20 protein-coding genes are annotated in these 23,082 nt (G+C 44.9%); 16 read left to right on the top strand and 4 right to left on the bottom strand.

Annotated elements, in window-relative coordinates:
- Window positions 1–3: 3 nt before the first annotated feature.
- A complete protein-coding gene (locus ACKA06_RS06745) occupies window positions 4–648 on the top strand; it encodes a response regulator transcription factor (RefSeq protein WP_272867399.1) in 645 nt (214 codons plus the stop codon).
- 159 nt (window positions 649–807) lie between these two features.
- Here ACKA06_RS06745 and ACKA06_RS06740 read toward each other — a convergent pair whose 3' ends face one another.
- Window positions 808–1,311, bottom strand: coding sequence for an antibiotic biosynthesis monooxygenase family protein (locus ACKA06_RS06740; RefSeq protein ID WP_058298190.1), 504 nt, complete (start codon window positions 1,309–1,311; stop codon window positions 808–810).
- 225 nt (window positions 1,312–1,536) lie between these two features.
- Between ACKA06_RS06740 and hemE the strand changes: the two genes are divergently transcribed.
- From hemE to hemY, 3 genes are all read left to right on the top strand, one after another.
- Window positions 1,537–2,568 (top strand): uroporphyrinogen decarboxylase, encoded by a 1,032-nt coding sequence (gene hemE / locus ACKA06_RS06735; protein ID WP_064565000.1) that lies wholly within the window; start codon window positions 1,537–1,539, stop codon window positions 2,566–2,568.
- 46 nt (window positions 2,569–2,614) lie between these two features.
- Complete coding sequence (hemH, locus tag ACKA06_RS06730) at window positions 2,615–3,547, top strand: ferrochelatase (protein WP_032089258.1); 933 nt, start codon at window positions 2,615–2,617, stop codon at window positions 3,545–3,547.
- Between the two features lie 177 nt (window positions 3,548–3,724).
- The gene (gene hemY / locus ACKA06_RS06725) at window positions 3,725–5,146 is read left to right on the top strand and encodes a protoporphyrinogen oxidase (RefSeq protein ID WP_411159322.1); all 1,422 of its coding nucleotides are present in this window, start codon (window positions 3,725–3,727) and stop codon (window positions 5,144–5,146) included.
- A gap of 17 nt (window positions 5,147–5,163) precedes the next feature.
- Here the strand turns inward: hemY and ACKA06_RS06720 are convergent, their stop codons facing one another.
- A complete protein-coding gene (locus ACKA06_RS06720; protein WP_214873856.1) occupies window positions 5,164–6,570 on the bottom strand; it encodes a LysM peptidoglycan-binding domain-containing protein in 1,407 nt (468 codons plus the stop codon).
- Between the two features lie 339 nt (window positions 6,571–6,909).
- Between ACKA06_RS06720 and ACKA06_RS06715 the strand changes: the two genes are divergently transcribed.
- The 3 genes from ACKA06_RS06715 (at window position 6,910) to ACKA06_RS06705 (ending at window position 11,121) form a co-directional block, all read left to right on the top strand.
- The gene (locus ACKA06_RS06715) at window positions 6,910–7,485 is read left to right on the top strand and encodes a TetR/AcrR family transcriptional regulator (protein WP_032089255.1); all 576 of its coding nucleotides are present in this window, start codon (window positions 6,910–6,912) and stop codon (window positions 7,483–7,485) included.
- 124 nt (window positions 7,486–7,609) lie between these two features.
- The gene (locus tag ACKA06_RS06710; protein WP_411159321.1) at window positions 7,610–9,811 is read left to right on the top strand and encodes a YhgE/Pip family protein; all 2,202 of its coding nucleotides are present in this window, start codon (window positions 7,610–7,612) and stop codon (window positions 9,809–9,811) included.
- Window positions 9,812–10,362: 551 nt separating this feature from the next.
- The gene (locus tag ACKA06_RS06705; protein WP_197670634.1) at window positions 10,363–11,121 is read left to right on the top strand and encodes a FixH family protein; all 759 of its coding nucleotides are present in this window, start codon (window positions 10,363–10,365) and stop codon (window positions 11,119–11,121) included.
- 64 nt (window positions 11,122–11,185) lie between these two features.
- Here ACKA06_RS06705 and yhfH read toward each other — a convergent pair whose 3' ends face one another.
- Window positions 11,186–11,320, bottom strand: coding sequence for a protein YhfH (gene yhfH / locus ACKA06_RS06700; protein WP_071616743.1), 135 nt, complete (start codon window positions 11,318–11,320; stop codon window positions 11,186–11,188).
- A 197-nt stretch (window positions 11,321–11,517) separates the two neighbouring features.
- Here yhfH and ACKA06_RS06695 point away from each other — a divergent pair, with 197 nt between their 5' ends.
- The 7 genes from ACKA06_RS06695 to ACKA06_RS06665 all read left to right on the top strand — a co-directional run bounded on the left by ACKA06_RS06695 (window position 11,518) and on the right by ACKA06_RS06665 (window position 21,281).
- Entirely contained in the window at window positions 11,518–12,252 is a 735-nt protein-coding gene (locus ACKA06_RS06695) for an MBL fold metallo-hydrolase (RefSeq protein ID WP_411159320.1), read from the top strand.
- A 10-nt stretch (window positions 12,253–12,262) separates the two neighbouring features.
- The gene (locus tag ACKA06_RS06690) at window positions 12,263–13,249 is read left to right on the top strand and encodes a lipoate--protein ligase (RefSeq protein WP_032089251.1); all 987 of its coding nucleotides are present in this window, start codon (window positions 12,263–12,265) and stop codon (window positions 13,247–13,249) included.
- A 190-nt stretch (window positions 13,250–13,439) separates the two neighbouring features.
- Entirely contained in the window at window positions 13,440–15,848 is a 2,409-nt protein-coding gene (locus ACKA06_RS06685; protein WP_411159319.1) for a M14 family zinc carboxypeptidase, read from the top strand.
- Between the two features lie 176 nt (window positions 15,849–16,024).
- Window positions 16,025–17,581, top strand: coding sequence for a fatty acid--CoA ligase family protein (locus tag ACKA06_RS06680; protein ID WP_411159318.1), 1,557 nt, complete (start codon window positions 16,025–16,027; stop codon window positions 17,579–17,581).
- A 117-nt stretch (window positions 17,582–17,698) separates the two neighbouring features.
- Entirely contained in the window at window positions 17,699–18,475 is a 777-nt protein-coding gene (locus ACKA06_RS06675) for an enoyl-CoA hydratase-related protein (protein WP_411159317.1), read from the top strand.
- Between the two features lie 349 nt (window positions 18,476–18,824).
- Entirely contained in the window at window positions 18,825–19,793 is a 969-nt protein-coding gene (locus tag ACKA06_RS06670) for a nuclease-related domain-containing protein (RefSeq protein WP_411159316.1), read from the top strand.
- Between the two features lie 237 nt (window positions 19,794–20,030).
- On the top strand, window positions 20,031–21,281 hold the full coding sequence (locus tag ACKA06_RS06665; protein ID WP_032089246.1) for a YeeE/YedE family protein: 1,251 nt from the start codon (window positions 20,031–20,033) through the stop codon (window positions 21,279–21,281).
- Window positions 21,282–21,321: 40 nt separating this feature from the next.
- Here ACKA06_RS06665 and ACKA06_RS06660 read toward each other — a convergent pair whose 3' ends face one another.
- A complete protein-coding gene (locus tag ACKA06_RS06660) occupies window positions 21,322–21,879 on the bottom strand; it encodes a helix-turn-helix domain-containing protein (RefSeq protein ID WP_032089245.1) in 558 nt (185 codons plus the stop codon).
- Between the two features lie 104 nt (window positions 21,880–21,983).
- On the opposite strand from ACKA06_RS06660, the gene ACKA06_RS06655 reads away from it, so the two are divergent.
- Together ACKA06_RS06655 and ACKA06_RS06650 are read left to right on the top strand one after the other, a co-directional pair.
- Entirely contained in the window at window positions 21,984–22,712 is a 729-nt protein-coding gene (locus tag ACKA06_RS06655; protein WP_197670642.1) for an AzlC family ABC transporter permease, read from the top strand.
- Window positions 22,705–23,016 carry an AzlD domain-containing protein gene (locus tag ACKA06_RS06650; RefSeq protein WP_032089243.1) on the top strand — a complete coding sequence of 104 codons (312 nt, stop codon included), beginning with the start codon at window positions 22,705–22,707 and terminating at the stop codon, window positions 23,014–23,016. The genes ACKA06_RS06655 and ACKA06_RS06650 overlap by 8 nt, the downstream gene beginning before the upstream one ends.
- Window positions 23,017–23,082 lie beyond the last annotated feature (66 nt).

Genomic DNA, 23,082 nt, shown 5'->3' with positions numbered 1-23,082 from the left:
ATGGTGGAAAAAATTAAAGTAATGATTGTCGATGACCACGAGATGGTCAGGTTAGGGATGAAAACCTATCTGCTCATGGAAGAACGAATCGATTTCCTTGGGGAGGCAAAGAGCGGAAATGAAGCAGTCCGTCTTGCTAAAATCTATCAGCCTGACGTGATTTTAATGGACCTGTTGATGGAGGATGGCAACGGAATCGAAGCGACAGAAAAAATATTAACCTACCTAAATGGATGCAAAATCATCATTCTCACAAGCTATTATGATGATGAGAAAGTTTTCCCGGCCATAGAGGCCGGCGCACACAGTTATCTGCTCAAAACAGCTAGTGCAGAGGAAGTCACTTCTGCTATTTATAAAGCTGCAAAAGGGGAATCCGTCATCGCCTCCAAGGTTGCTGATAAAATGATGACACGATTCAGGCCGCAGGAGAGAAAACCCCATGAAGATTTGACGGTACGGGAATTAGAAGTATTGGAATGCCTCGGAGAAGGGATGACCAACCAGGAAATATCGGATACTTTATTCATAGGGATCAAAACGGTGAAGACGCATGTCAGTAATATCCTGAGTAAATTGGGAGTGGCTGACCGGACACAGGCGGCGATTTATGCAAACCGGAACGGGATTGTGTATAAGAAAGGGTAGCGCGGAAAAGAGCCGGTACACAATAATTGTTGAGTTCTATAAAAATTAATAACCCCCGCACTGACATCTGTTTCCAGAGTGTGCGGGGGTTATTTGAATTTCCTTGCTTTTATCTCATCTGCATTGGAGGTCGTACCTCCACTTCCGAGTGGAGAAGACTTATTCTTCACTCACCATATATTCTGTTACATAGGATGCACGGGGGAACAGATCTTTCTTGGCATCGATTCCTTCTTCTGTTCCCCGTTTTTCGTGGGCTTTTTGATATTGTTTGGAGTCCTGCCAGCCTAAAAAGCTTTTACGGTCCTCCCAGATAGTCATGATTACATATGTATCACTGTCCAGCGGGCGCAGCACGCGGATGGCGATAAAGCCGGGGACTTCTTCAATCAGGCCGGCACGATTTTTGAAACGGTATTCGAATAATGGGCGCCCTTCATCGGAAACGGGGATATTGTTGAAAACGGCATATCCTTTCTTCTCCAGTGAGCCCGATTGGTCGACAATTTCATAGCTCCTTGGTGATTCGAACACTGTTTCACCTTCAGTCTCATGGACGAGAAGAGCATCCCCTTCATGCATGAGTACCATCTTTTCATCAGGGTGCTGTTTTTCGATCTTCTTCAGGAATTCAAGAGTGCCTGTTGTCATATACATCTTCATCTTATTCACCTCGTAAAAGTAATCTATATGTTATCTTCCCTGTTTATGTACTTCTGTAACCTGATTTTCGGCAAATTTATGACATTTACTGTTGATAACTATACATTTTATCCATAAAAGTCTATAGTTTATAAGGGTTACAGTTTGTACGGTTAAACAATTTTAGAATTTTATTCTTTTATAATACAATAGAACCAATGGATGAGTGAAAGGTGGCCGTTAGGTATGAAACAATTAAATGATACATTTTTAAGAGCTGCGAGAGGTGAAAAGACTGATTATACACCGGTATGGTTTATGAGACAGGCCGGCCGTTCACAGCCTGAATATAGAAAGATCAAGGAAAAGTATTCCCTGTTCGAAATTACGCACCAGCCTGAACTCTGTGCGTATGTAACAAGACTTCCGGTCGAACAATATGACGTGGATGCAGCGATCCTTTATAAAGATATTATGTCGCCACTGCCGTCAATCGGAGTGGACGTGGAGATCAAGTCCGGCATCGGTCCTGTAATCGATAACCCGATCCGATCTGCGGCAGACGTTGAAAAGCTCGGGGAGATCGATCCTGAAAGCGACGTTCCGTATGTTCTGGATACGATTAAACTCCTCACACAGGAACAGCTTACAGTGCCGCTGATCGGGTTTGCAGGAGCTCCTTTCACAATGGCAAGCTATATGATCGAGGGAGGACCTTCCAAGAACTATAACAAAACAAAATCATTCATGTATTCAGAACCGAAAGCCTGGTTTGCATTGATGGATAAGCTTGCCGATATGACCATCACGTACGGGAAAGCCCAGATCAAAGCCGGTGCTTCTGCATTCCAGATTTTTGACTCCTGGGTTGGAGCATTGAATGTACAGGATTACAGAACGTTCATTAAACCGGTAATGGAAAAAATCTTTACTGAACTCAAGGAAGAGAATGTACCCTTGATCATGTTTGGTGTGGGGGCGAGCCATCTGGCGAAAGAATGGCATGAACTTCCACTTGATGTAGTGGGTCTCGACTGGCGTCTGCAGATTAATGAAGCACGTGCAATGGGAATCTCGAAAACGGTTATGGGGAATCTTGATCCCGCTATCCTTCTGGCACCTTGGGAAGTGATCGAGGAAAGAGCGAAAGCCATACTGGATCAGGGCATGGAACTGCCTGGCTATATCTTTAACCTGGGACACGGTGTCTTTCCGTCAGTCAATCCCGACACCCTTAAACGCTTGACTGCTTTTGTTCATGAATACAGTGCGAAGTAATGAATACACGGTGTAACATAACCGACCACTATAAGAGGTGAATAGAATGACTAAAAAGAAGATGGGTCTGTTGGTCATGGCTTACGGGACCCCATATAAAGAAGAAGATATCGAACGATACTATACTCATATCCGTCATGGCAGAACACCTTCCGAGGAAATGCTTGAAGACCTTCGGGGAAGGTATGAAGCAATCGGAGGCATTTCACCGCTTGCCAAGATTACGATGGATCAGGCAAAGAGCCTGGAAGAGCATCTGAATTCCATTCAGGATGAAATTGAATTTCATATGTACCTGGGATTGAAGCATATTGAACCATTCGTAGAAGATGCAGTGGAACAAATGCACAAAGATGGTATAGAAGAAGCGGTTTCCATCGTCCTCGCCCCTCACTTCTCGACGTTCAGTGTTAAATCCTATAATGGACGGGCGAAAGAAACTGCCGAGAAATTGGGCGGACCGGCGATTACATCAGTGGAAAGCTGGTATGAGGAACCTAAATTCATCAATTACTGGGTTGAAAAAGTAAAAGATACATTTGTACGCATGAGTGAAGAAGAACGCAAAAATGCTGTCCTCATCGTTTCTGCCCATAGTCTTCCTGAGCGGATTCTTCAGTATGGAGATCCTTATCCTCAGCAGCTTGAAGAAACCGCAAAGATGATCGCGGAAGGTGCAGACGTAGAGCATTATGCAGTCGGCTGGCAAAGTGAAGGGAACACCCCGGATCCATGGCTTGGTCCCGACGTACAGGACCTGACACGGGAACTCCATGAGAAGAAAGGTTATACAACATTTGTCTACACTCCTGTAGGTTTTGTTGCTGATCATTTGGAGGTATTATATGATAATGACTATGAATGTAAAGTAGTCACGGACGAAATTGGTGCAAGCTATTATCGTCCTGAAATGCCGAATGCCAAGCCTGAATTCATTGACGCAATGGCGGATGTCATTTTAAAGCATTTGAATAAGTAAATCATCCCTGCTGTCGTTTGTCAGGGATGTGAAGGACTGCAGCTGATGAGGGCAACTCAGGAGCTCAGTCCTTCTATTTATTGAAACGGGATGACATGGTGCATGATCATTTTTCTGAATAATAAGCAAACTGTGGAAATAGAAGAGGATACTATTTAGACAAAGAAGGCGATGTTTATGAGGGGACAGCAAGTTAAAAAGGTTGTGGTCATCGGCGGGGGGATTACTGGTCTCACCGCCGCTTACTACTTGCAAAAAGAAATCAAAGAAAAGAACCTTCCCATTCAATTGACATTAGCAGAGGGATCCCACCGCATGGGCGGCAAAATCCAAACGCTCATTAAAGACGGGTATGTCATTGAAAGAGGCCCTGATTCTTTTGTACCGCGTAAGGCAGGGCCTCTCAATCTGGCAAAAGAAATCGGAATCGATGGTAAGCTTGTCAGCAGTACTTGGGGGAAATCATATGTCATTGCCGGCGGAGAATTATATCCCATGCCTGGGGGCTCCATAATCGGTATTCCGACTCAGATTGCTCCTTTCATTACCACGAACTTATTTTCAATCACCGGTAAAATGAGGGCGGCGGCCGACTTCATCCTTCCACGTTCAGCTGTCACAGATGATCAATCACTCGGCAGATTTTTCAGGAGAAGGATGGGGGATGAAGTAGTGGATAACCTCATTGAACCATTATTGACTGGGATTTATGCGGGGGACATCGATCAAATGAGTCTCATGTCGACCTTCCCTGAACTGCATCAAATTGAACAAAAACACCGCAGTCTCATCGCCGGCATCAAAAAAGCCGCTGCCGAGACAGAAGGTGAACAAAAGAATGGCAGATTCATGACGTTTACCAAGGGACTACAAACGCTTGTCGACGGAGTGGAGGCCGCCTTGGAACCCGAAACCATCCATAAAGGGATGAAGGTTTCACGGATCAATAAAGAAGCCGGCCGGGGTTATACGATTGAGTTTACAAACGGAAATGTGCTGGATGCCGACAGTATCGTTATCACTACGCCGCACCACTCCCTTCAATCCATGTTCCCCTCCCATTCATTCATGGATTATTTAAAAGAGATGCCTGCCACTTCAGTCGCTACCGTCGCTATGGGCTTTGATCAGTCAGCAATAAAGAAAAATGTGGACGGCAATGAATTTATCGTCTCGAGAAACAGCGATTATTCAATAACCGCATGTACATGGACTCATAAAAAGTGGCCTCACAGTGCCCCGGAAGGCAAGGTGCTGATGCGTGTTTACCTGGGTAAATCAGGTGATGAAACGATTGTGGATTTATCCGATGATCAGATTGAACAGATTGTGCTCGAAGACCTGGAAAAAATCGTTGAGCTTGAAGGCAAACCGGAATTCACAGTCGTTACCCGCTATAAGGATTCAATGCCACAATATACAGTGGGGCATAAGAAGCGGACAGAAACTCTTTACCGTAACCTGGAAGAGAGGCTCCCAGGGGTGTTTGTCGCGGGCAGTTCATATGAAGGCCTCGGAATTCCCGAATGCATAGAGCAGGGTGAAAAAGTGGTTAAAAAAACTCTTGAATATGTAAAAGATGAAGAAAGGACCTCCTGAAAAAAGGGGTCCTTCTTCTATTTCTCGACTCGGTATCTGGCGTGCTGCAAGACCCAATTTTGAGGAAAGGCGCTCCCGAGCACCCAATAACTCATTCCTCTCAGTTTATAATCATCCAATACAGTCTGTTTGGCCAGTATGCTTCTGGCATCCTCAAACCAGACTTCGTGCTGCTGACCGGATTCATCCCAATATTTGAAAAAGGGAGCCTGATATTCATTGTTATACTGGATCCGGACTCCGTATCTTCCTGCTAATTCCACTGCAGCAACTGGTGAAACGGTCTTTGCGAAAGTCCCTTCCTCCCAAGGTATTTTCCAGTCCCGGCCGTAAAGAGGCACACCCATGATAATTTTGCTGCGGGGTATAACTGTAACTGCATAATCGAGCACTTTTTTTACTTCATTGACTGGGGCGATCGCCCATGGTCTTCCGCCTGCCCAGCCCCATTCATAGGTCATGATCACAACAAAATCGACTATCTCCCCGTGTGCTTTATAATCATGGGCCTCGTACAACAATCCTTTTTGGTCGCCCTTTATTTTAGGTGCCAGCGCAGTGGACACTGAATAACCCTTTGGCTTTAATTCCGAGGTTACTTTCCGTAGAAACTGATTATAATTTTCCCGGTCTTCCGGGTACACATATTCGAAGTCGAAATTCACACCCTTGTATCCTTTGGTTGCCATCGTATTTGTCAGGTTTGAAATAAGCTTATTTTGAAGTGTTTCATTCCGCAGAAGATCAGCTGCCAGATCAGAATCAAACATTGAGCCTGAATAGTTCGTCAAGACCAGCAGAGGGTCGACGTTTGTATCATAAGCAGCAGCTATCAACCCTTCGTCATTCAGGGACGTGAGAGTTCCTTCTTTTGTGATGGAATAAGTAAACGGAGACAAATAAGTAAAGTAATTCCCGAGTCCCCTTACTTCTCCAACCCCTTCGCTTCCGGTTTGTGTGATATAGGCATTAATTTCTGTGGTCTTTCTTTTGTTTGGGATGAGGATCTTCTGGCCTGGATAAATGAGAGAAGGGTTGGGTATTTGGTTTGCATTTAAAATATCCTGTAAAGCCACTTTATAGTTATAGGAAATGGTGTATAAAGTATCCCCTGCTTTTACTGTATGAATGAATGAGGGGAGGACGATCAATTGGCCGATGTAAAGCTGGGAAGGGTTTGATATCTGGTTGAAGTCAATCAGTTCGCGCAGACTGACATTGACCTTGGTGCTGATTGTATTGAGTGTATCACCCGGCTGTACGATATATTCTTTATTCGACTCAGGGATGAGGAGACTCTGTCCGATAATGAGTATGTCATTATTTTTCAACTGATTTGCATAAGAGATCTGAGACATGTCAACAAAGAATTGCTTAGATATCGACCAAAGCGTATCCCCGCTTTTGACAACATAGATATTCATTGGGCACCTCCTTGTCAGGGTGTTCTATATAGCTTATTCTTCAGGGCTTATCTAATATGTAAGCTCTTTTCGCAAATTTTGTTGCTTTGCACGCAAGAAAATACCGGAACTTGGGTATTTTCGGCTTGTCCGTCCTTTTGTTATATGAACTGGAGTTCGAAAAGAGCACGGCTACAAGCTTTTTTCAAGCTGCAAGCGCTTTGCGATAAGCAGCAATCTTTTAGAAAACAGCATGTAAAAAGAAAAGAGTTGTTTATTTTTTATGGATATGATAAATTAATAAATGTGATTTTGACTAAAATTCATTTTCGGTCATTCAGTCAAGAGAGGAGTGAGGCAATGGCGGTTAATCGGAAACAACAAATCGTGGAGGCGGCCTCCAAGTCATTTTCTTTATTTGGATATAAAGCCACCACCATGGACCAGGTCGCAAAGCTTGCGAATGTAGGAAAAGGGACGATTTATACGTTCTTTAAAAACAAAGAAGAACTATTTGATGAAATTGTCACTTCCTTGCTTAATGAAATGAAAAAGGAAGCTGAGGAAGTGATTGACCCCCAGGAATCTTTTTCAACAAATGTTCATCGGGCCCTGTTCCGCCTGCTTGAATTCCGGAAAGAGCATCAGCTGACAATCAAGCTCTATCAAGAGGCAAGGGAAATGGGAACGCCTGCTGTTTCGGAAGTAATCGACCGTATGGAAAAAGTGGTCGTCGAATTTTTAAGTCACCGCATTGAAAAAGCGATTGCTTCTGGCGCAATCAAGCCATGCAACCCGGAAATGACTGCTTTTATCATGCTGAAGCTTTATGTCTCATTGATTTTTGATTGGGAACGTCTTCACGGTCCATTGGAAAAAGATGAGATTGCCAATTTGTTCGAGCTCTATCTTATTAAAGGGTTATCTGCCGGATAGTCCTTCATTTTTGGCCGAGAATGACCAATAGAACAAAATGGTCATTTATTTTTTGAAGGTTATTGAGCAATTGAGATATTTGGTCAATTATTCTGCAACAAGCAATCTAACGTAGGAGGATAATATGAAGAAATCAATTACAGGTTCAGAATTCAAAGCGATTTTCCGAAATAAAAAACTACTTATTCCGATCCTTGCTGTTCTTTTCATCCCTGTATTATACAGCGGAATGTTTCTTTGGGCGTTCTGGGACCCTTATGAACAGCTTTCCGATTTACCAGTGGCGGTTGTAAACAGTGACCAGGGAGCGGAGTTTGACGGAGATAATCTCCACATAGGGGACGAACTCGTGGAAAAGCTGAAAGAAAGCGAACAATTCGACTTTCACTTTGTAGACAAGGAAGAAGGGTATAAGAACCTTGAGAAGCAGGACTATTATATGCTGGTCGAGATTCCAGAGGATTTCTCGGAAAACGGCACAACCCTTCTTGCGGAACACCCGAAAAAGCTTGCATTGAAATATGTGCCGAATGAAAGTTTCAACTTCCTGTCGGCACAGATTGGTGACACTGCCATGAAAGAAATCAAGTCAAGCCTTTCTAAATCAGTCTCAGAAACATATGCCGAAACGATGTTCGATAAAATCCAGGAAATGGGTGACGGCTATGAGACAGCAAGTGAAAAAGCCGGGGAAATCAACAATGGAGCCCTTGACTTATCCAAAGGGGCTAAGACACTGAAAGATAACTTAACAGTCCTCGCGGAGAAAAATGTTGAAATGACAGACGGCGTTGCGAAAACGAAAGCCGGTGCCGCGGAACTGGCATCCGGTTCTAAGGAACTCTCTGACGGTGTAGGCGTCATGACGGATAAAACAAACCAATTGTATAAAGGCACACAAGATGTTCAATCAGGTGTGGACGCCCTTGCCGGAGGGATTGACAAAAGCAGGGCTGGCCTTGAAGAAGTCGATGCAGGGCTTGACAGTGCTGTTGACAATACAGCTAAATTGTACGCCGGTTCTCAAACACTTGCAGAGAAAATCGGAGAGCTTCAGGCTGGGGCAGATCGTACCCAGGCCGGGGCCAAAGCGATTGGAAGCGGAGCCGCTGAACTGGAAGAACAACTGGCGCCGTTCATGGGCAGTCTTCCTGAAGAAAAGCAGGCACAGCTGCAGGCCGCCATCAATCAGATCAAGCAAGGAGCATCAGGCCTTGAGACAGGCACAGGCTCGCTGAGTGCCGGTGCAGGAGAACTGCAGAAAGGCGCCGGTACACTGGCCGGAGGTATCGGCCAATTGAATGAGGGCCAGAAAAAACTGCAGGGCGGTGTCGACCAGCTTGTTGCCGGTTCAGTCCAGCTTGACGAAGGATCCAATAAGCTCCAGGCTGGCCAGGCTGAAATCGTCAAAAACTTCGGCCTGTTAACTGAAAAAATGGGGGAAGTCCATCAAGGAACGGTCCGCCTAGCATCAGGGGCCGGTGAATTAAATTCAGGCCTCAACAAAGTGTATGACGGATCGGCTCAATTGACGGACGGATCCAAGAAGCTTGCAGACGGTTCAGTCCAATTAGCTGATGGTTCCACAAAACTGGCTGATGGAACAACCGAATATGAGCAGAAGTTAAAGGATGCAGCAAAAGAAGCAAACAGTGTGGAGCCAAATGACGAAACATATGATATGATGGCCGGTCCGGTCGACGTGAAGAATGAGAAAATCAACCATGTGCCGAACTACGGAACCGGGTTTGCCCCGTACTTCCTGTCCCTTGGATTGTTCGTGGGTGCACTGTTGATTTCAATCGTCTACCCGCTAAAAGAACCTGCAGATCGCCCGTCCAGCGGAATGAGCTGGTTCATGGGTAAATTCGCAGTACTGACAACAGTGGGGATCATTCAATCCCTCATCGCAGCAGCGATCCTGCTGTTCGGATTGGGACTAGAGGTGGAAAGTGTACCATTATTCCTGCTTTCAACCATCATCACCAGTCTCACGTTCCTTGCATTGATTCAAATGCTCGTTACGATCCTTGGTGATCCTGGACGATTCGTTGCCATCATCATCTTGATCCTGCAGCTGACAACAAGTGCGGGTACATTCCCGCTGGAATTGATTCCGAGTGCCCTGCAGCCGATCAGCGCCCTGCTGCCGATGACATACTCAGTATCAGCTTTCAAAGCGGTCATCTCAAGCGGAGACTTCGGTTTCATGTGGCAGAATCTATTCATCCTGCTGGGATATTTCCTTGTATTCATCGTCCTCACATCCATTTTCTTTGTGGGGCTGTTCAAGAAGCAATATTCAAAAACAGCAGAAGCAGCTTGATAGAAGAAAGGCTATAACATTAGGATTTTTGTTTGAATTAACCCGAACTAATTTGTGTTATTAAATGCAAATTAGTTCGGGTATTTTATTATATGGTACTGATAATAAGTTTTAGCTTTTTCCAGCGGTTGATTGGAGTGCAAGATGAAGACTCCTGCGGGAAGAGTAGCTTATAAGAAAAGCGGAAGGGCTTTGAAGAGAGGCGTGTGGCATAAGACGAATCGGCCACGAAGGCGTTCTTTGCCTTCTTGGCCGGTTTGACTTATGACATGTGCCTCTAAGCCCTGCAGCTGGACATGTGAGACCCCGCAGGAGCGCAGCTTCGAGGAGGCTCACGGGCTACCCGCGGAAAGAGAAGTCTTGCACGGAAATCAATAGCGGTGATTTGTCTCTACCCCAAGTTTTTCGTCTTTAAAGGAATAGTTTTTAAGTTTTGTCCCGAGATTGTTTTCATTCATAAATTGGACAAACCATTATAGGGTGAGAGGGTGTATACTATGTGGTGAGAAGTTCATAATGGTTAGTAATCAGGAGATTGAAGGAGAATGGTAATGAAAAAGACTCTGTTATTTTTAACAATGGGCATAATTGCACTATTTATCTCGGCTTGCGGAAATTCAAACGGTGATGAGCCAGCTGAAAAAGACAACAACATGGAACCGATCGAAGCAAAGCTTGATGTACCAGAAAAGAGTGGTAAAGGACAAGCCGTGGCGCTGTCCACAAAAGTTACTCAAGGTGACGAAAACGTTGATGATGCAGATGAAGTGAAATATGAAATATGGAAAAACGGCCACAAAGACGAAAGTGAAATGATCGAGGCAAAACATGAGAAAGACGGCGTGTATACAGCAGAAAAGACTTTTGATAAAGACGGGATATACACCGTACAGGTCCATGTGACAGCACGGGACATGCATACGATGCCCAAAGCTGAAATTGCAGTCGGCAATACAGAAGGAGAGGATCAGGATCACGGGGGAGACGACGGAAATGACCATCAAGGACATCATGAAAGTACAGTCTCCATTCATCTGAAGAAGCCTGATACTGTAAAAGCGGAAGAAAAAGCCGATTGGAAGGTTCACGTGGAAAATGAAGGTGAAGCACTTGAAGGCGCCGAGCTGCGGCTGGAAATCTACAAAGAAGGCCAGGAAAAGCACGAATGGGTGGATATGACACCCGGCGAACCTGGTGAATACAGTGTAACATACGCCTTCCCGGAGAAAGGTTCATATAACGTCCAGGTGCATGTCACCAAAGGGGAAGAAATCCACGAACACACGATGCAGACAGTGGAAGTCGAATAATATAAAAAAGGATGCTCTCAGTTTAAATAGAGAGCATCCTTTTTATTACCCCTTAATGAACCCATTAATATTCATGATCAGTCGTACATTTTTCGCAATAGATACCGTAGCATTCATGCTGCTCTTCAATGACTTCCCCACATTGTGCACAAGACTTAGGCGGCAAATTTCGAAAGAATTCCATAATATTTTTTACCATGTTCATCACCCTCCGTAATTTTAATTTCACCCGTCATTTGTTCGTGTTATATAACTGGTGTGTTAATTTATTTTATTGTATTATAACAGTATGGAGTTCGTCAACGATTTATTCAAAATTAGGCTCAAAAAATGAAAAAATAGGCAGAATGAAGTATAGTAAGGTTGTAATCATACATTTTCACGGGGAGGTTCAATATGAAGCTGACCATCATCGGTCATTGGGGTGGATACCCTAAGGCAGGCGAAGCCAGTACAGGTTATCTGCTGGAACACAATGGCTTTAAATTATTAGTGGATTGCGGGAGCGGGGTCCTCTCCCAATTACAAAAATATAGTGATCCCACTGAATTGGACGCCGTACTAATTTCCCATTACCATCCAGATCATATTGCTGACGTCGGGGTGCTGCAGCATGCTTTATTAATACAGTATTTCTTAGGAAACTCAAAAGGGACTCTGCCGGTTTATGCCCATAACGAAGATACACATGGTTTCAAATCGCTTACATATAAGGACTTAATGAAAGCTCATGCTTACAACGAGCAGTCCAAATTAACAATCGGTCCATTTTCGGTTACTTTTGTAAAGACAAAGCATCCGGTTCCGTGTTACGGAATGAGGATTGAAGCCGATGGGAAATCCATATTTTACACAGCGGATTCAGCCTACAAAGAATCTTTTGTGCCGTTTGGGAAAGATGCAGACCTGCTGCTTTGTGAATGCAATTTCTATGGGGACATGGATGCATCGGGAGCCGGGCATATGACAAGCCTGGATGCTGGGAGGCTTGCGGAAGGAACGGGAGCAAAGAAACTGATACTCACCCATCTCCCTCATTTTGGCAATCTTGACCAGCTGGTTTCTGAAGCAAACACTTTCTTTAAAGGAGAAACGGAGCTTGCAAGACAGGGAATGGAAATCATCATTTAGGAGGAACACGATGTTATTTATTGATAATAAAGGGATCACAGATCCAAGGATCAACCTGGCAATCGAAGAATATGCATTGAAGAATCTGGACATCAACGAAAGTTATTTACTGTTCTATATCAATGAACCATCCATCATTATCGGAAAGAATCAAAATACAATAGAAGAAATCAATACAGAATATGTTGAAAAAGAAGGCCTTCACGTCGTAAGGCGTCTTTCAGGGGGCGGGGCGGTTTACCACGACCTGGGAAACCTGAACTTCAGTTTCATCACAAAGGACGACGGCGAAAGTTTTCATAACTTCAAGAAATTCACTGAACCCGTCGTCAAAGCCCTGAACAAGCTTGGTGTCAATGCTGAACTTAGCGGGCGTAATGACTTGATGGCAGAAGGAAGAAAAATCTCGGGTAATGCTCAGTTCTCCACAAAAGGACGCATGTTCAGCCACGGTACATTATTGTTCGATTCTGAAATGGAAAATGTCGTTTCAGCCCTTAAAGTGAAGAAGGACAAGATTGAATCAAAGGGAATCAAATCCATCCGCAGCCGCGTCGCAAACATATCTGAATTCCTCTCTGAAAAAATGACGATCGAGGAATTCCGATCCACACTTCTGGACTATATTTTTGATGGAAGCGACGTTGAAGAATATGTTCTGACTGAAGAGGACTGGAAAAACATTAACGAGCTATCCAAAGAGCGTTATCAGAACTGGGACTGGAATTACGGGAAATCCCCGAAATTCAATCTCCAGCACTCGCACAGATTCCCGGTCGGCGGGATCGATGTTCGATTGGAAGTGAATAAAGGGGTCATTGAAAACTGCAAGATATACGGAGACTTCTTCGGCGTCGGCAATGTAGAGGACGTAGAGGAGAAGCTCACCGGCACCCGCTATGAAAGAAAAGAGATTGCACAGGCATTGGAAGGTATAGAGATACAGCATTATTTTGGCAAGATTACAAAAGAAGAATTTGTTGATTTGGTGTATTGATGCATATAAAGGAGCACTCCCGTATTTTGGGAGTGTTTTCTTATGTGCAGGATTTTTGTACGACCTGCCGTCCCGCTCAGATGCAGTATTTGGTAGTATTCTACCAGTATGAATTTAGAACTAAATATTTATGTACCATTATGAATTATTATTCTATCATTATAGTATTACATAATTTGGAGGTACATACATGAAAAACAAGTTACTTGCAGGAATTGCCAGTTTCACACTGCTTGCTTCCACCCCTCTCAACGTATTGGCCGATTCTCCTCAATTGGTTTCCCAAAACACTCAATTAGAGGAAAAGGAGAAGAGCTTATTCAATAGTGAGCACTATGATTTTGTGAAGTACTCACAAATAGAAGGGAAACTGAATGCCCTTGCTAAAGAAAGCAGCCGGATTTCCGTTGAGAAGAGTGATAAGAAGTCTGCCCTCGGACAGGACATGTATGTCGTGACAGTGTCCGATCCTTCTGCAAAAGGAAAGTTTGGATATTATAAGGGTCTCCGCAAAAAGATGATCAAATCTCCCGAGAAAGCCCAGGATTTCATTGAAAAGCACCCTGATTTAAAAGTACCGGTCATGATAAATGGTTCGATACACGGTACCGAATTTGTTGGAACGGACGCCGTTCTTCAATTAATAGAACGATTTGCAACCGACAATGACGAACAGACAAAAACCATTTTAGAAGACCACATATTAATTTTTAACGTTACAGCGAACCCGGATGGGCGTATTGGTGCAACCCGATTCAATGGCAACGGAATCGATCTCAATCGTGACTTCATCACTCAATCGCAGCCTGAAACTGAACATATGGTAGATTTGATCACTGAATGGAATCCGATGGTGTTTCTTGATCTTCATGGATATGTGAAGGGGTACGGCGGTCCTTCAAAACCTGGACTCATTGAACCATGCACTCCTCCTCATAACCCAAACTATGAATACGATTTGTATTCCAAGTGGGCCATGAGTCAAGCCGAGGCAATGGAAGCAAGCATTGTAAGCAATAAGGCTGATTATGAAAATACGAATACAGAAACGTCCAAGGTGGATTATCAAAATATGGAGGGTACATATATCCCGCAGCGTGATGATTCAGCAGGATGGGACGATTATCCGCCGATCTTTACACCGATGTATGCAATGTATCACGGGGCATACGGCTATACGCTTGAAGCACCGACGAATGACTGGGATGGTGTCAAGTGGACCTATGATGCTGTAATGGGAGCGTTGAATTTTGCCAGTGAAAACAAAACGGAAATGGTGAAAGATCAAATTGAAGTGTTCAAACGCGGCGTTCAATTCGATCATCCATTCCATACAGAAAGCCATTTCCCGTCAGCGTATATTATACCGCGTGACGACCAAGATCAGACTGCCACTCAAAAAGCTGTCGCACACCTTCAAGATAATGATATTACCGTGGAAGAAGCTAAAAAAGAATTTACTTATGAGGGAGTGACGTATCCGAAAGGCACCTATATTGTACCTTTGGATCAGGCAAAAGCGGGGCTTGCCAATACGATGCTTTGGGATGGTGAAGACATAACGGAAGACACGCCGAGCATGTATGACATTTCCGCATGGAACCTTCCGGAATTATGGGGATTCGAAGCCGTTGAGGTAAGCAGCGAAGACCATCTGAATGTCAAATCCAATGAAGTGCGGATGCTTGATTCGAAAGGAGAAGTGATTGGTGACGGGCCTTATGCCATCCCGAATACTTCAGTGGAATCTGTCTTTTTGGCAAATCAGCTGATAAATGAAGGCCACACCCTGTACAGGGGGAGTGATGGTACATTTTATGCCAACAGTTCAGCTAAGTCTGAACTTCAAACCCTTGTAAAAGATTCAGCTGTAACCATTACTACTGAATCCATCCCTGAGGAGGCAAAACAACTATCCTCCCAAAAAGTGACAATACTAAAAGATGGCGGAATCAATAAAGCTCAATCTCATTCCGGAACAAAATTGGCGTTGGAGCGCCTGGGGTTCCAAGTTGTTGAGAAAACTCCAGTACAGGTAGCCGAAGAAGGATTGGGAGAAAGTGATGTATTCATCTATAATGGAAGATCAAACTTGATTTCTTATGAAAACAGTACGGCAAATAAGGAGTTCGGACTGCAGGACTCCGCTCAATATGAAGCGTTTAAGGCAAACGTGAAAAGCTTTATTGAAGAAGGCGGAAACTATCTGGCCATCGGTGCTGGTGCTTCCCAGGCATCGGTCAAACTCGGCCTGAGTGACGTAGAAGTGAAAACGGGCGGCTCAAACAGCAACGGAATCGTCCAGGTGGCACACGGTGATTCCCCTTATACAGCCGGTTATGACGCCGCGGATATCGGATTTGTCTACCAGCCGGCCTGGTACTTCAATACCGAAAACAAGGAAGTATTATCAAGCTATAAAAATAGTGAAGATTTCTTTATGGCCGGTCACTGGAAAGATAGGGGACAGGCACAGGGGAAACCGGTCATGGTGAAGGACGGGAATATCTTGTTCATTGGATTGGAACCCACCTTCCGGGATCACACGGATTATCTGTTCAGACTGATCTCAAACGCCATTTTTGCCGGATCAAAATGATTACGATAAAAAGAAAGACTGCCCTCGATAAGGGCAGTCTTTCTCTTATTCTATCAAACGTTTTTCTGAAGCGGGGGACTTGTATTAATACTATTCTTTATATAAAATATATTTTGAATACTTTTAATAGTTAGATGAATGACCATTCATTCATTTTACAAAGGGGAGGGATTTCAATGAATATTTCAAAGCGGCTGGAGCAAATCGCTTCTGAAAAAGCAGGTAAGACAGCCTATCATTTCCTGGATCAATCGAGTACATATGGAGAGTTGAATGGTGCCGTCTCTAAATTTGCCAGTGGATTAGAACAGCTTGGATTGAAAAAAGGGGATCATATCGCACTCGTTCTGGGAAATTCACCGCATTTCATCATTGGATTATACGGGGCAATGCGCCTTGGATTGAAGGTCATCCCGGTGAATCCGATTTATACACCAGACGAAATCGGCTACATCCTGCGGAACGGGGATGTAAAGGCAATTGTTACACTGGACCTGCTTCTTCCGTTGATTGAAAAGATGCACCACTTACTGCCTGATGTGCAGCATTTCATTCTTTGTGAATCAGGTGACGAGCGGGCAAAAGGGGTAAATGTAGAAAAACTCGCTGAGGCAAACCCAAAATTGAAATCGTTTACAGGGGTTTTGACGAAAGGGGAGGTGAACTTCAGCGGTCCGGAAATCGATGAAGAAGAAGTCGCCATCATCCTTTACACATCAGGGACCACCGGAAAACCGAAAGGAGCGATGCTGACCCATAAGAATATTTACTCGAACGCACATGATGTCGGCAGCTACTTAAAGATGAACGAAGAGGACAGGGTCATCACCGCGCTTCCGATGTTCCATGTTTTCTGCCTGACCGTCGTACTGAATGCGCCATTGCTAACCGGTGCGACGCTCTTGATCGTCCCGCGCTTCAGTCCGAAGGAGATTTTTACCTTGTCAAAAGAATTTCAGCCGACTGTGTTTGCGGGCGTGCCGACGATGTACAATTTTCTCTATCAGTATCCGGAAGGAAATCCGGAAGATTTATCTTCACTGCGCCTTTGTATCTCAGGTGGTGCCTCCTTACCGGTTGCCCTCTTGAAAAACTTCGAAAAGAAGTTCAACGTCATGATTTCAGAAGGATACGGTTTATCCGAAGCATCACCTGTCACGTGTTTCAACCCGCTTGACCGTCCAAGAAAACCCGGTTCGATCGGAACTTCCATCATGAATATCGAGAATAAAGTAGTCGATGAGCTTGGAGATGAGGTTCCTGTCGGACAGGTAGGGGAACTCATCGTCAGGGGACCGAATGTCATGAAGGGCTATTACAAAATGGAAGAAGAAACAGCGGCAGCCATCCGTGACGGCTGGCTGTATACAGGGGATCTTGCAAGAATGGATGAAGAGGGCTACTTTTTTATCGTAGACCGCAAAAAAGAATTGATTATCGTCGGCGGCTACAATGTGTATCCGCGTGAAGTGGAAGAAGTGCTCTATAATCACCCTCAAATCATTGAAGCTGCCGTCATCGGCGTGCCTGACCCCGAAATGGGCGAAGCGGTGAGCTGTTATGTGGTCAAAAATGATCCAGCACTCACGGAGGATGCAGTAAAAGAGTATTGTAAAAAACACCTGGCCAAATATAAGCTTCCTTCTCATATCGAATTCCTGGAGGAGCTGCCAAAGAATACAACAGGGAAAATACTGAGACGCGCATTGAAAGAGCAAGTCCTGCAGTCTTGATTTTCTGGTGTCCAGTGGGGTTCACTGGGCATCTTTTTTAATTGTTGGAAGGGTTTTCACGGTATTTGTCGAATGATACTTATTGAGAAACTATACACAAACAAAGGGGGAACCATCTTGGAATCGATTCTTTTAGAACAAAAAGGACACGCTGCCCTGGTCACGATCAACCGGCCTGAGGCAATGAACGCCTTTAATTATGATACGCTGAACGAATTGCAGCAGGTAGTGGATTCACTCCGCCTGAACCCTGACATCCGTGTCGTGATATTCACAGGGAGCGGCGAAAAAGCCTTCAGCGTCGGGGCTGACTTGAAGGAGCGCAAAACATTGACTGAAGCCCAGGTGCTCCGCAATGTGTATAAAATCGGCGAAGTCTTTCAATCAGTTGCCACACTTCCGCAGCCGACGATTGCTGCGATGAACGGCTACGCATTCGGCGGCGGGATGGAGCTTGCCCTTGCCTGCGATTTCAGACTGGCGGCAGCAGGCACATCCATGGGCCTCACCGAAACGAGCCTTGCCATCATCCCGGGAGCAGGAGGCACCCAGCGCCTGCCGCGTCTGGTTGGGGAATCCAAGGCCCTTGAACTGATCCTTACAGCCAAACGGCTGACTTCGGAGGAAGCCCATGAAATCGGCATGGTGACAAAGGTCGTGAGTAAAGACAACTTCCTTGAAGAAGTGCATGCCTTTGTTGAGCCTATGCTTTCAAACGGACCGGTCGCCCTGCAGCAGGCAAAATTCGCCGTGAAGAACGGCATGAACGTCGACCTCCAAACCGGCCTGCAAATCGAACGAAAAGCATACGAAATCACCATCCCGACCGAGGACCGCGTCGAAGCACTGCTGGCATTCAGTGAGAAGCGGAAGCCGGAGTTTAAGGGGAGATAGGTTTTTATTTTGTTGAGGAGGACCCGCTTGGGGAGGGCGGGTTCTTTTTTGTGGGGAGGTTTTGTGGGAGGTGAGGGGTTTAGTTTGAAGAATTGGTTTTGACAAATTAGGGACTGGGGGGTGGGGAGCGATGAAGGAAATTAGACAAGTGGCGCAATAATTTGGATTTTTGCGCAATTATTAAAAAAGTGGCGCAAATATTCGAAAAGATGCGCAATAATTCTTAAACTGGCGCAATAATAATTGATGAAGTTCTAAGAATATTAATATATTAATATTCAGGGGTGGAAGCAGGATTTTTTATGTGTTTTACCGAAACAGTTATTACCAAATTAAAAGGAGTGATCATTTGTTAGCAAAAGAAAGAGGCAAACCAATAAAAATTGACCAGTTAGAAGCCCTTTTGAGGGGATTGAACAAAAACCATTCAAAGATTCCTCTCATCGAGCCAGATCTTAAGAAAAGAAAAGCCGGATATAATGGAGAAAAGGCAGTAGATTATCAATTGAGTTTTTTAAAAGATAAAAAATATATGGTATTTAATGATTTAAAACTCCCATTAGCCCCTGACCACTTCCAAATAGATTCCTTGCTTTTCACCCCTTACTACACACTAATTCTTGAGATAAAGAACATACTAGGCACTCTGACAATCGATTCCGATTTTAATCAGCTGATTAGGAGTTACAACGGGATTGAAAGCGGATTTCAGGACCCTGTCATGCAAGTGAAGCGTCTAATACTTTTCCTTCAGCAATTCTTCCTTGACCACAAACTTACTATTCCTCCTATTGAATACCTCGTTGTGATAAGTAATCCCGGTACAATTCTTAGAATGGCCAACGGTCAGGATAGAAAGCCCCCTTACGATAAGATTATTCACTCACAAAATCTACTTAGCGAAGTCAGTAAATTGAACAGTATATACAAAGAAGAGAAAGTTAGTAAAAATGAGATGAGAAAAATTAAGAGAGTTCTACTCAATAAGCATTCAAATATATTTAAGAGTATTTTAACCAATTATAAAATCAGTGAGGATGAGATATTAAAAGGTATTTACTGTGAGATCTGTGCGGGGAAAATGGAGCGGGTGTTCGGAAGTTGGTACTGCAATTACTGTAAGTTTTACTCAAAGACGGCACATGAGCAAAAAATTGAAGATTACTTTTTATTGATAAAACCTTTTATAACTAACAAAGAATTGAGGGGATTTCTTGACATAGACTCACGAAAAACAGCAGAAAAAATATTAGCCTCTCTCAACCTAAAAACCACAGGCTCCACCAAAGGCACCATCTACCACAAAGAATTCCACTAACCAACATTCAGCCCCTAATAATCCTCCGCCCAGCATACCCTCATCCCGAACCCAACCGCAACTGCAACCGCAACCGTCCCAATCCAATGATCCAACCGCCTGCCCCAACCCCGGCCCAATCCCTACCAAAAAACACAAACCCACACTGCCAAACCATTCCTTTGACATCCACCTCCAAATCAATTACTATATGAAAATGAATTCCAACTAAATCAATCAGATTAAGGAGGGTTTGGCATGGGAAGCTATGTTCAACCTATAGATGAAACAAAAGGTCCCAAGAAGGGCAGCACTGATTTGAACCCGCCCCAGACATCATTGGTGGCCGGGGGCTCGGTGGTTGCGGCGATTCTCGGTATCTATTTATTATTTACGCAGGACATTTCGCAAACGGTACTTCTTGTGCTTGGTTTGCTTTTGGGATATACATTATTTCACGCACGTTTCGGCTTCACTTCGGCGTTCCGCAGGGTGATGTCAGTGGGGAATGGCCAGGCGCTTAGAGCGCATATGCTCATGCTGGCTGTTGCTGTCACGCTGTTTGCACCGATCTTGGCAACCGGTTATACCTTTTTTGGCGGTGAGGCAGCAGGTTATGTGTCACCGGTCGGTGTGAGCTTGATTGTTGGTGCCTTTATGTTCGGAGTCGGTATGCAGCTTGGCGGCGGATGTGCTTCCGGTACGCTGTACGCAATCGGCGGCGGACGCTCAGTTATGTTCATCACCCTGTTGTTCTTCATCGTTGGAGCGACAATCGGCGCGGCTCATCTTCCATTCTGGACAGAAGAATTGCCATCATTTGAACCGATTTCACTTGCAACTTCTACCGGTCTCGGTTATTTCGGGGCGTGGGCTGTTTCCATTGCATTCTTTGGCTTCATTGCGTGGCTCACGCTAAGAATTGAGAAAAAGAAAAACCCGCCAAGAATGGCGCCGCTTCCGTCAACAAAAGGGTGGAAAAGGATTTTGCGAGGCTCCTGGCCGATGCTGGCAGCTGCGGTTGTCCTTGCGGTTTTGAATGCACTGACTCTGATGACGAGGGGAAATCCTTGGGGAATCACTTCCGCTTTTGCGCTGTGGGGTTCAAAAACCGCGGCAGTCTTCGGTGTGGATGTGGCAAGCTGGGGATACTGGTCAGGAGCGAATGCTGAAGCTCTGCAGGCTTCCATTTTTGCAGATTCCACAACGATCCTGAACTTTGGCGTCATACTTGGGGCGTTCCTTGCTTCAGCAGCGGGCGGACTGTTCCGTTTTAACAAGGTCACCGGCAAAAACGCAGCGGCATCGGTCATCGGCGGTCTGCTGATGGGGTATGGTGCGCGGCTGGCATTCGGATGTAATATCGGTGCTTACTTCGGAGGCATCGCTTCATTCAGCCTTCATGGCTACCTCTGGGGGATTCTTGCATTGGCGGGTACATTCCTGGCTCTTTTCCTCAGACCGATGTTTGGTTTGTCCGTACCAAAGCCTAAGGACACATTCTGTTAGATCACATAAAAACTCCTGCCCTAAAACGGCAGGAGTTTTTTTATTCATTTCCATAGTAAATCACCATATGGCAGACGGCCTGTCCGTCAGATGAATTTACATATTGGTGCCCCGAATCCGCGGCAAAGCGGATGGAACTGCCTTCTTGTAATTCATAGGTTTCGTCTGCGATCTGCAGGGCGATCTTCCCTGAGATTACAGAGATATATTCCTCCACACCCGGGGGATGACCGTCATTTTTATAGGAGCAGCCCGGCTTCATCTCGACACGGTAGCTTTCCCATTTTTTAAAAGGGTCAAAAGGGAATATCGGATAAACAATGTAATTCCCATCATCTTCGAGAACGGGCTGTACATCCTTGTAATGAGTGATGGACACCTGGTGCCGGGGTTTTTCTATAAGTGATGAAAATGAGACTTTTAATCCATTCGCGATTTTCCACAGGATGGCCACAGTCGGATTCGAATCACCGCGTTCGATCTGGCCGATCATGGCTTTACTCACACCGGTCGCCTCTGCCATCTGCTCCAGGCTAAATCCGCGCTCCCTGCGGATCTTTCGTATATTCTCACCAATTTGAATCGGGAAATTTTCCATAATCAAAAACCTCTCTTGTATACTATAACGTCTGTATGTATAATATAATAAATTATCAAATTATTAAAATAGTTTATTATCTTTATTATAAAGGAAGTGAAGAGATGGAGGCACTGCTTTCTACAAAAAAAGCAAGTGATTTTCGTCAGGGACTTCAGGGCGGGGTCAGCATAGCCATCGGATATATGCCTGTCGCACTTACATTTGGGTTACTGGCAAAGACTACCGGCCTGACTGTCACCGAGACCGTTTTGATGAGTATGCTTGTATTTGCAGGGGCCGCTCAATACATATCGCTGAGTTTGATTGCAGTCGGGACGGGAATCCTTGAAATCATCCTTACGACGTTCATCGTGAATATCCGGCACTTCTTGATGTCTGCATCGCTGAGTGAGAAGCTGGATGATGATGTGCTGTATAAAAAACTGGGCTACGCATTCGGGATCACTGATGAGACATTCACAGTCATCAGTGTGAAAGAGGGAAGAGTAAAGACGGGTTTCGCCTTCGGTGTCATTTTGATTTCGTATGGCAGCTGGGTGGTCAACTCAGGGATCGGATACTTTATAGGCGAGATCCTTCCCGGGTTCCTGCAGGCAAGTATGACCATCGCCCTTTATGCCATGTTCGTCGGCCTCCTTGTCCCGTCAATGAAAAAAAGCGTCAAGGTGACTTTTCTGGCATTGACCGCGGGGGCTATGAACAGTGTACTCCTATTTACCACGAATTTATCGAACGGCTGGTCTATTGTACTGGCAACGATTGTTTCAGCCATCCTTGTGGAGGCGGTTGTCGTATTGAAACGGAAAGGGGGAGGAGTCGGGGATGAATAATGCTGTGATCTGGATGATCATCGGGATGGCAGTGGTCACCTATATTCCGAGGATGCTCCCTTTTATCGTTTTTAAAGGAAAAGAGCTTCCTCCTTTTTTGCAGGGTGTCTTGAAAAATGTACCGTTTGCGGTTTTGGGTGCATTGATATTCCCCAGCATTTTATTGATTCAAGAGGGCAATCTTTTATTCGGCCTTGTCGGGACAGCCGCTGCCTTCCTCCTTGCTTTCCTCGGAGCGAATGTGATTGTGGTCGTCATCGGTGCAATTTCCATTTTATCTCTTTATTCGGTATTCTTAATGTAAGGAAAAAAGTCACGTGTTCCCGTGGCTTTTTTGTTTGGACATTCCGGGGACCGGCTGGATATTATG

It is taken from the genome of Rossellomorea oryzaecorticis, assembly GCF_045897515.1.
Classification (GTDB): domain Bacteria; phylum Bacillota; class Bacilli; order Bacillales; family Bacillaceae_B; genus Rossellomorea; species Rossellomorea enclensis.
The sequence above is the reverse complement of the archived record's forward strand: the minus strand, read 5'-3'. Positions and strand labels throughout refer to the sequence as shown.

What these genes read in the sequence shown, in the direction of transcription:
- hemH (WP_032089258.1), top strand. Translation starts at nt 2,615, where the DNA reads ATGACTAAAAAGAAGATGGGTCTGTTGGTCATGGCTTACGGGACCCCA.
- ACKA06_RS06720 (WP_214873856.1), bottom strand. Translation starts at nt 6,570, where the DNA reads ATGAATATCTATGTTGTCAAAAGCGGGGATACGCTTTGGTCGATATCT.
- ACKA06_RS06705 (WP_197670634.1), top strand. Translation starts at nt 10,363, where the DNA reads ATGAAAAAGACTCTGTTATTTTTAACAATGGGCATAATTGCACTATTT.
- ACKA06_RS06685 (WP_411159319.1), top strand. Translation starts at nt 13,440, where the DNA reads ATGAAAAACAAGTTACTTGCAGGAATTGCCAGTTTCACACTGCTTGCT.
- ACKA06_RS06690 (WP_032089251.1), top strand. Translation starts at nt 12,263, where the DNA reads ATGTTATTTATTGATAATAAAGGGATCACAGATCCAAGGATCAACCTG.
- ACKA06_RS06665 (WP_032089246.1), top strand. Translation starts at nt 20,031, where the DNA reads ATGGGAAGCTATGTTCAACCTATAGATGAAACAAAAGGTCCCAAGAAG.
- ACKA06_RS06655 (WP_197670642.1), top strand. Translation starts at nt 21,984, where the DNA reads ATGGAGGCACTGCTTTCTACAAAAAAAGCAAGTGATTTTCGTCAGGGA.
- ACKA06_RS06710 (WP_411159321.1), top strand. Translation starts at nt 7,610, where the DNA reads ATGAAGAAATCAATTACAGGTTCAGAATTCAAAGCGATTTTCCGAAAT.
- ACKA06_RS06715 (WP_032089255.1), top strand. Translation starts at nt 6,910, where the DNA reads ATGGCGGTTAATCGGAAACAACAAATCGTGGAGGCGGCCTCCAAGTCA.
- ACKA06_RS06695 (WP_411159320.1), top strand. Translation starts at nt 11,518, where the DNA reads ATGAAGCTGACCATCATCGGTCATTGGGGTGGATACCCTAAGGCAGGC.
- hemE (WP_064565000.1), top strand. Translation starts at nt 1,537, where the DNA reads ATGAAACAATTAAATGATACATTTTTAAGAGCTGCGAGAGGTGAAAAG.
- ACKA06_RS06650 (WP_032089243.1), top strand. Translation starts at nt 22,705, where the DNA reads ATGAATAATGCTGTGATCTGGATGATCATCGGGATGGCAGTGGTCACC.
- ACKA06_RS06680 (WP_411159318.1), top strand. Translation starts at nt 16,025, where the DNA reads ATGAATATTTCAAAGCGGCTGGAGCAAATCGCTTCTGAAAAAGCAGGT.
- yhfH (WP_071616743.1), bottom strand. Translation starts at nt 11,320, where the DNA reads ATGGTAAAAAATATTATGGAATTCTTTCGAAATTTGCCGCCTAAGTCT.
- ACKA06_RS06740 (WP_058298190.1), bottom strand. Translation starts at nt 1,311, where the DNA reads ATGAAGATGTATATGACAACAGGCACTCTTGAATTCCTGAAGAAGATC.
- ACKA06_RS06660 (WP_032089245.1), bottom strand. Translation starts at nt 21,879, where the DNA reads ATGGAAAATTTCCCGATTCAAATTGGTGAGAATATACGAAAGATCCGC.
- hemY (WP_411159322.1), top strand. Translation starts at nt 3,725, where the DNA reads ATGAGGGGACAGCAAGTTAAAAAGGTTGTGGTCATCGGCGGGGGGATT.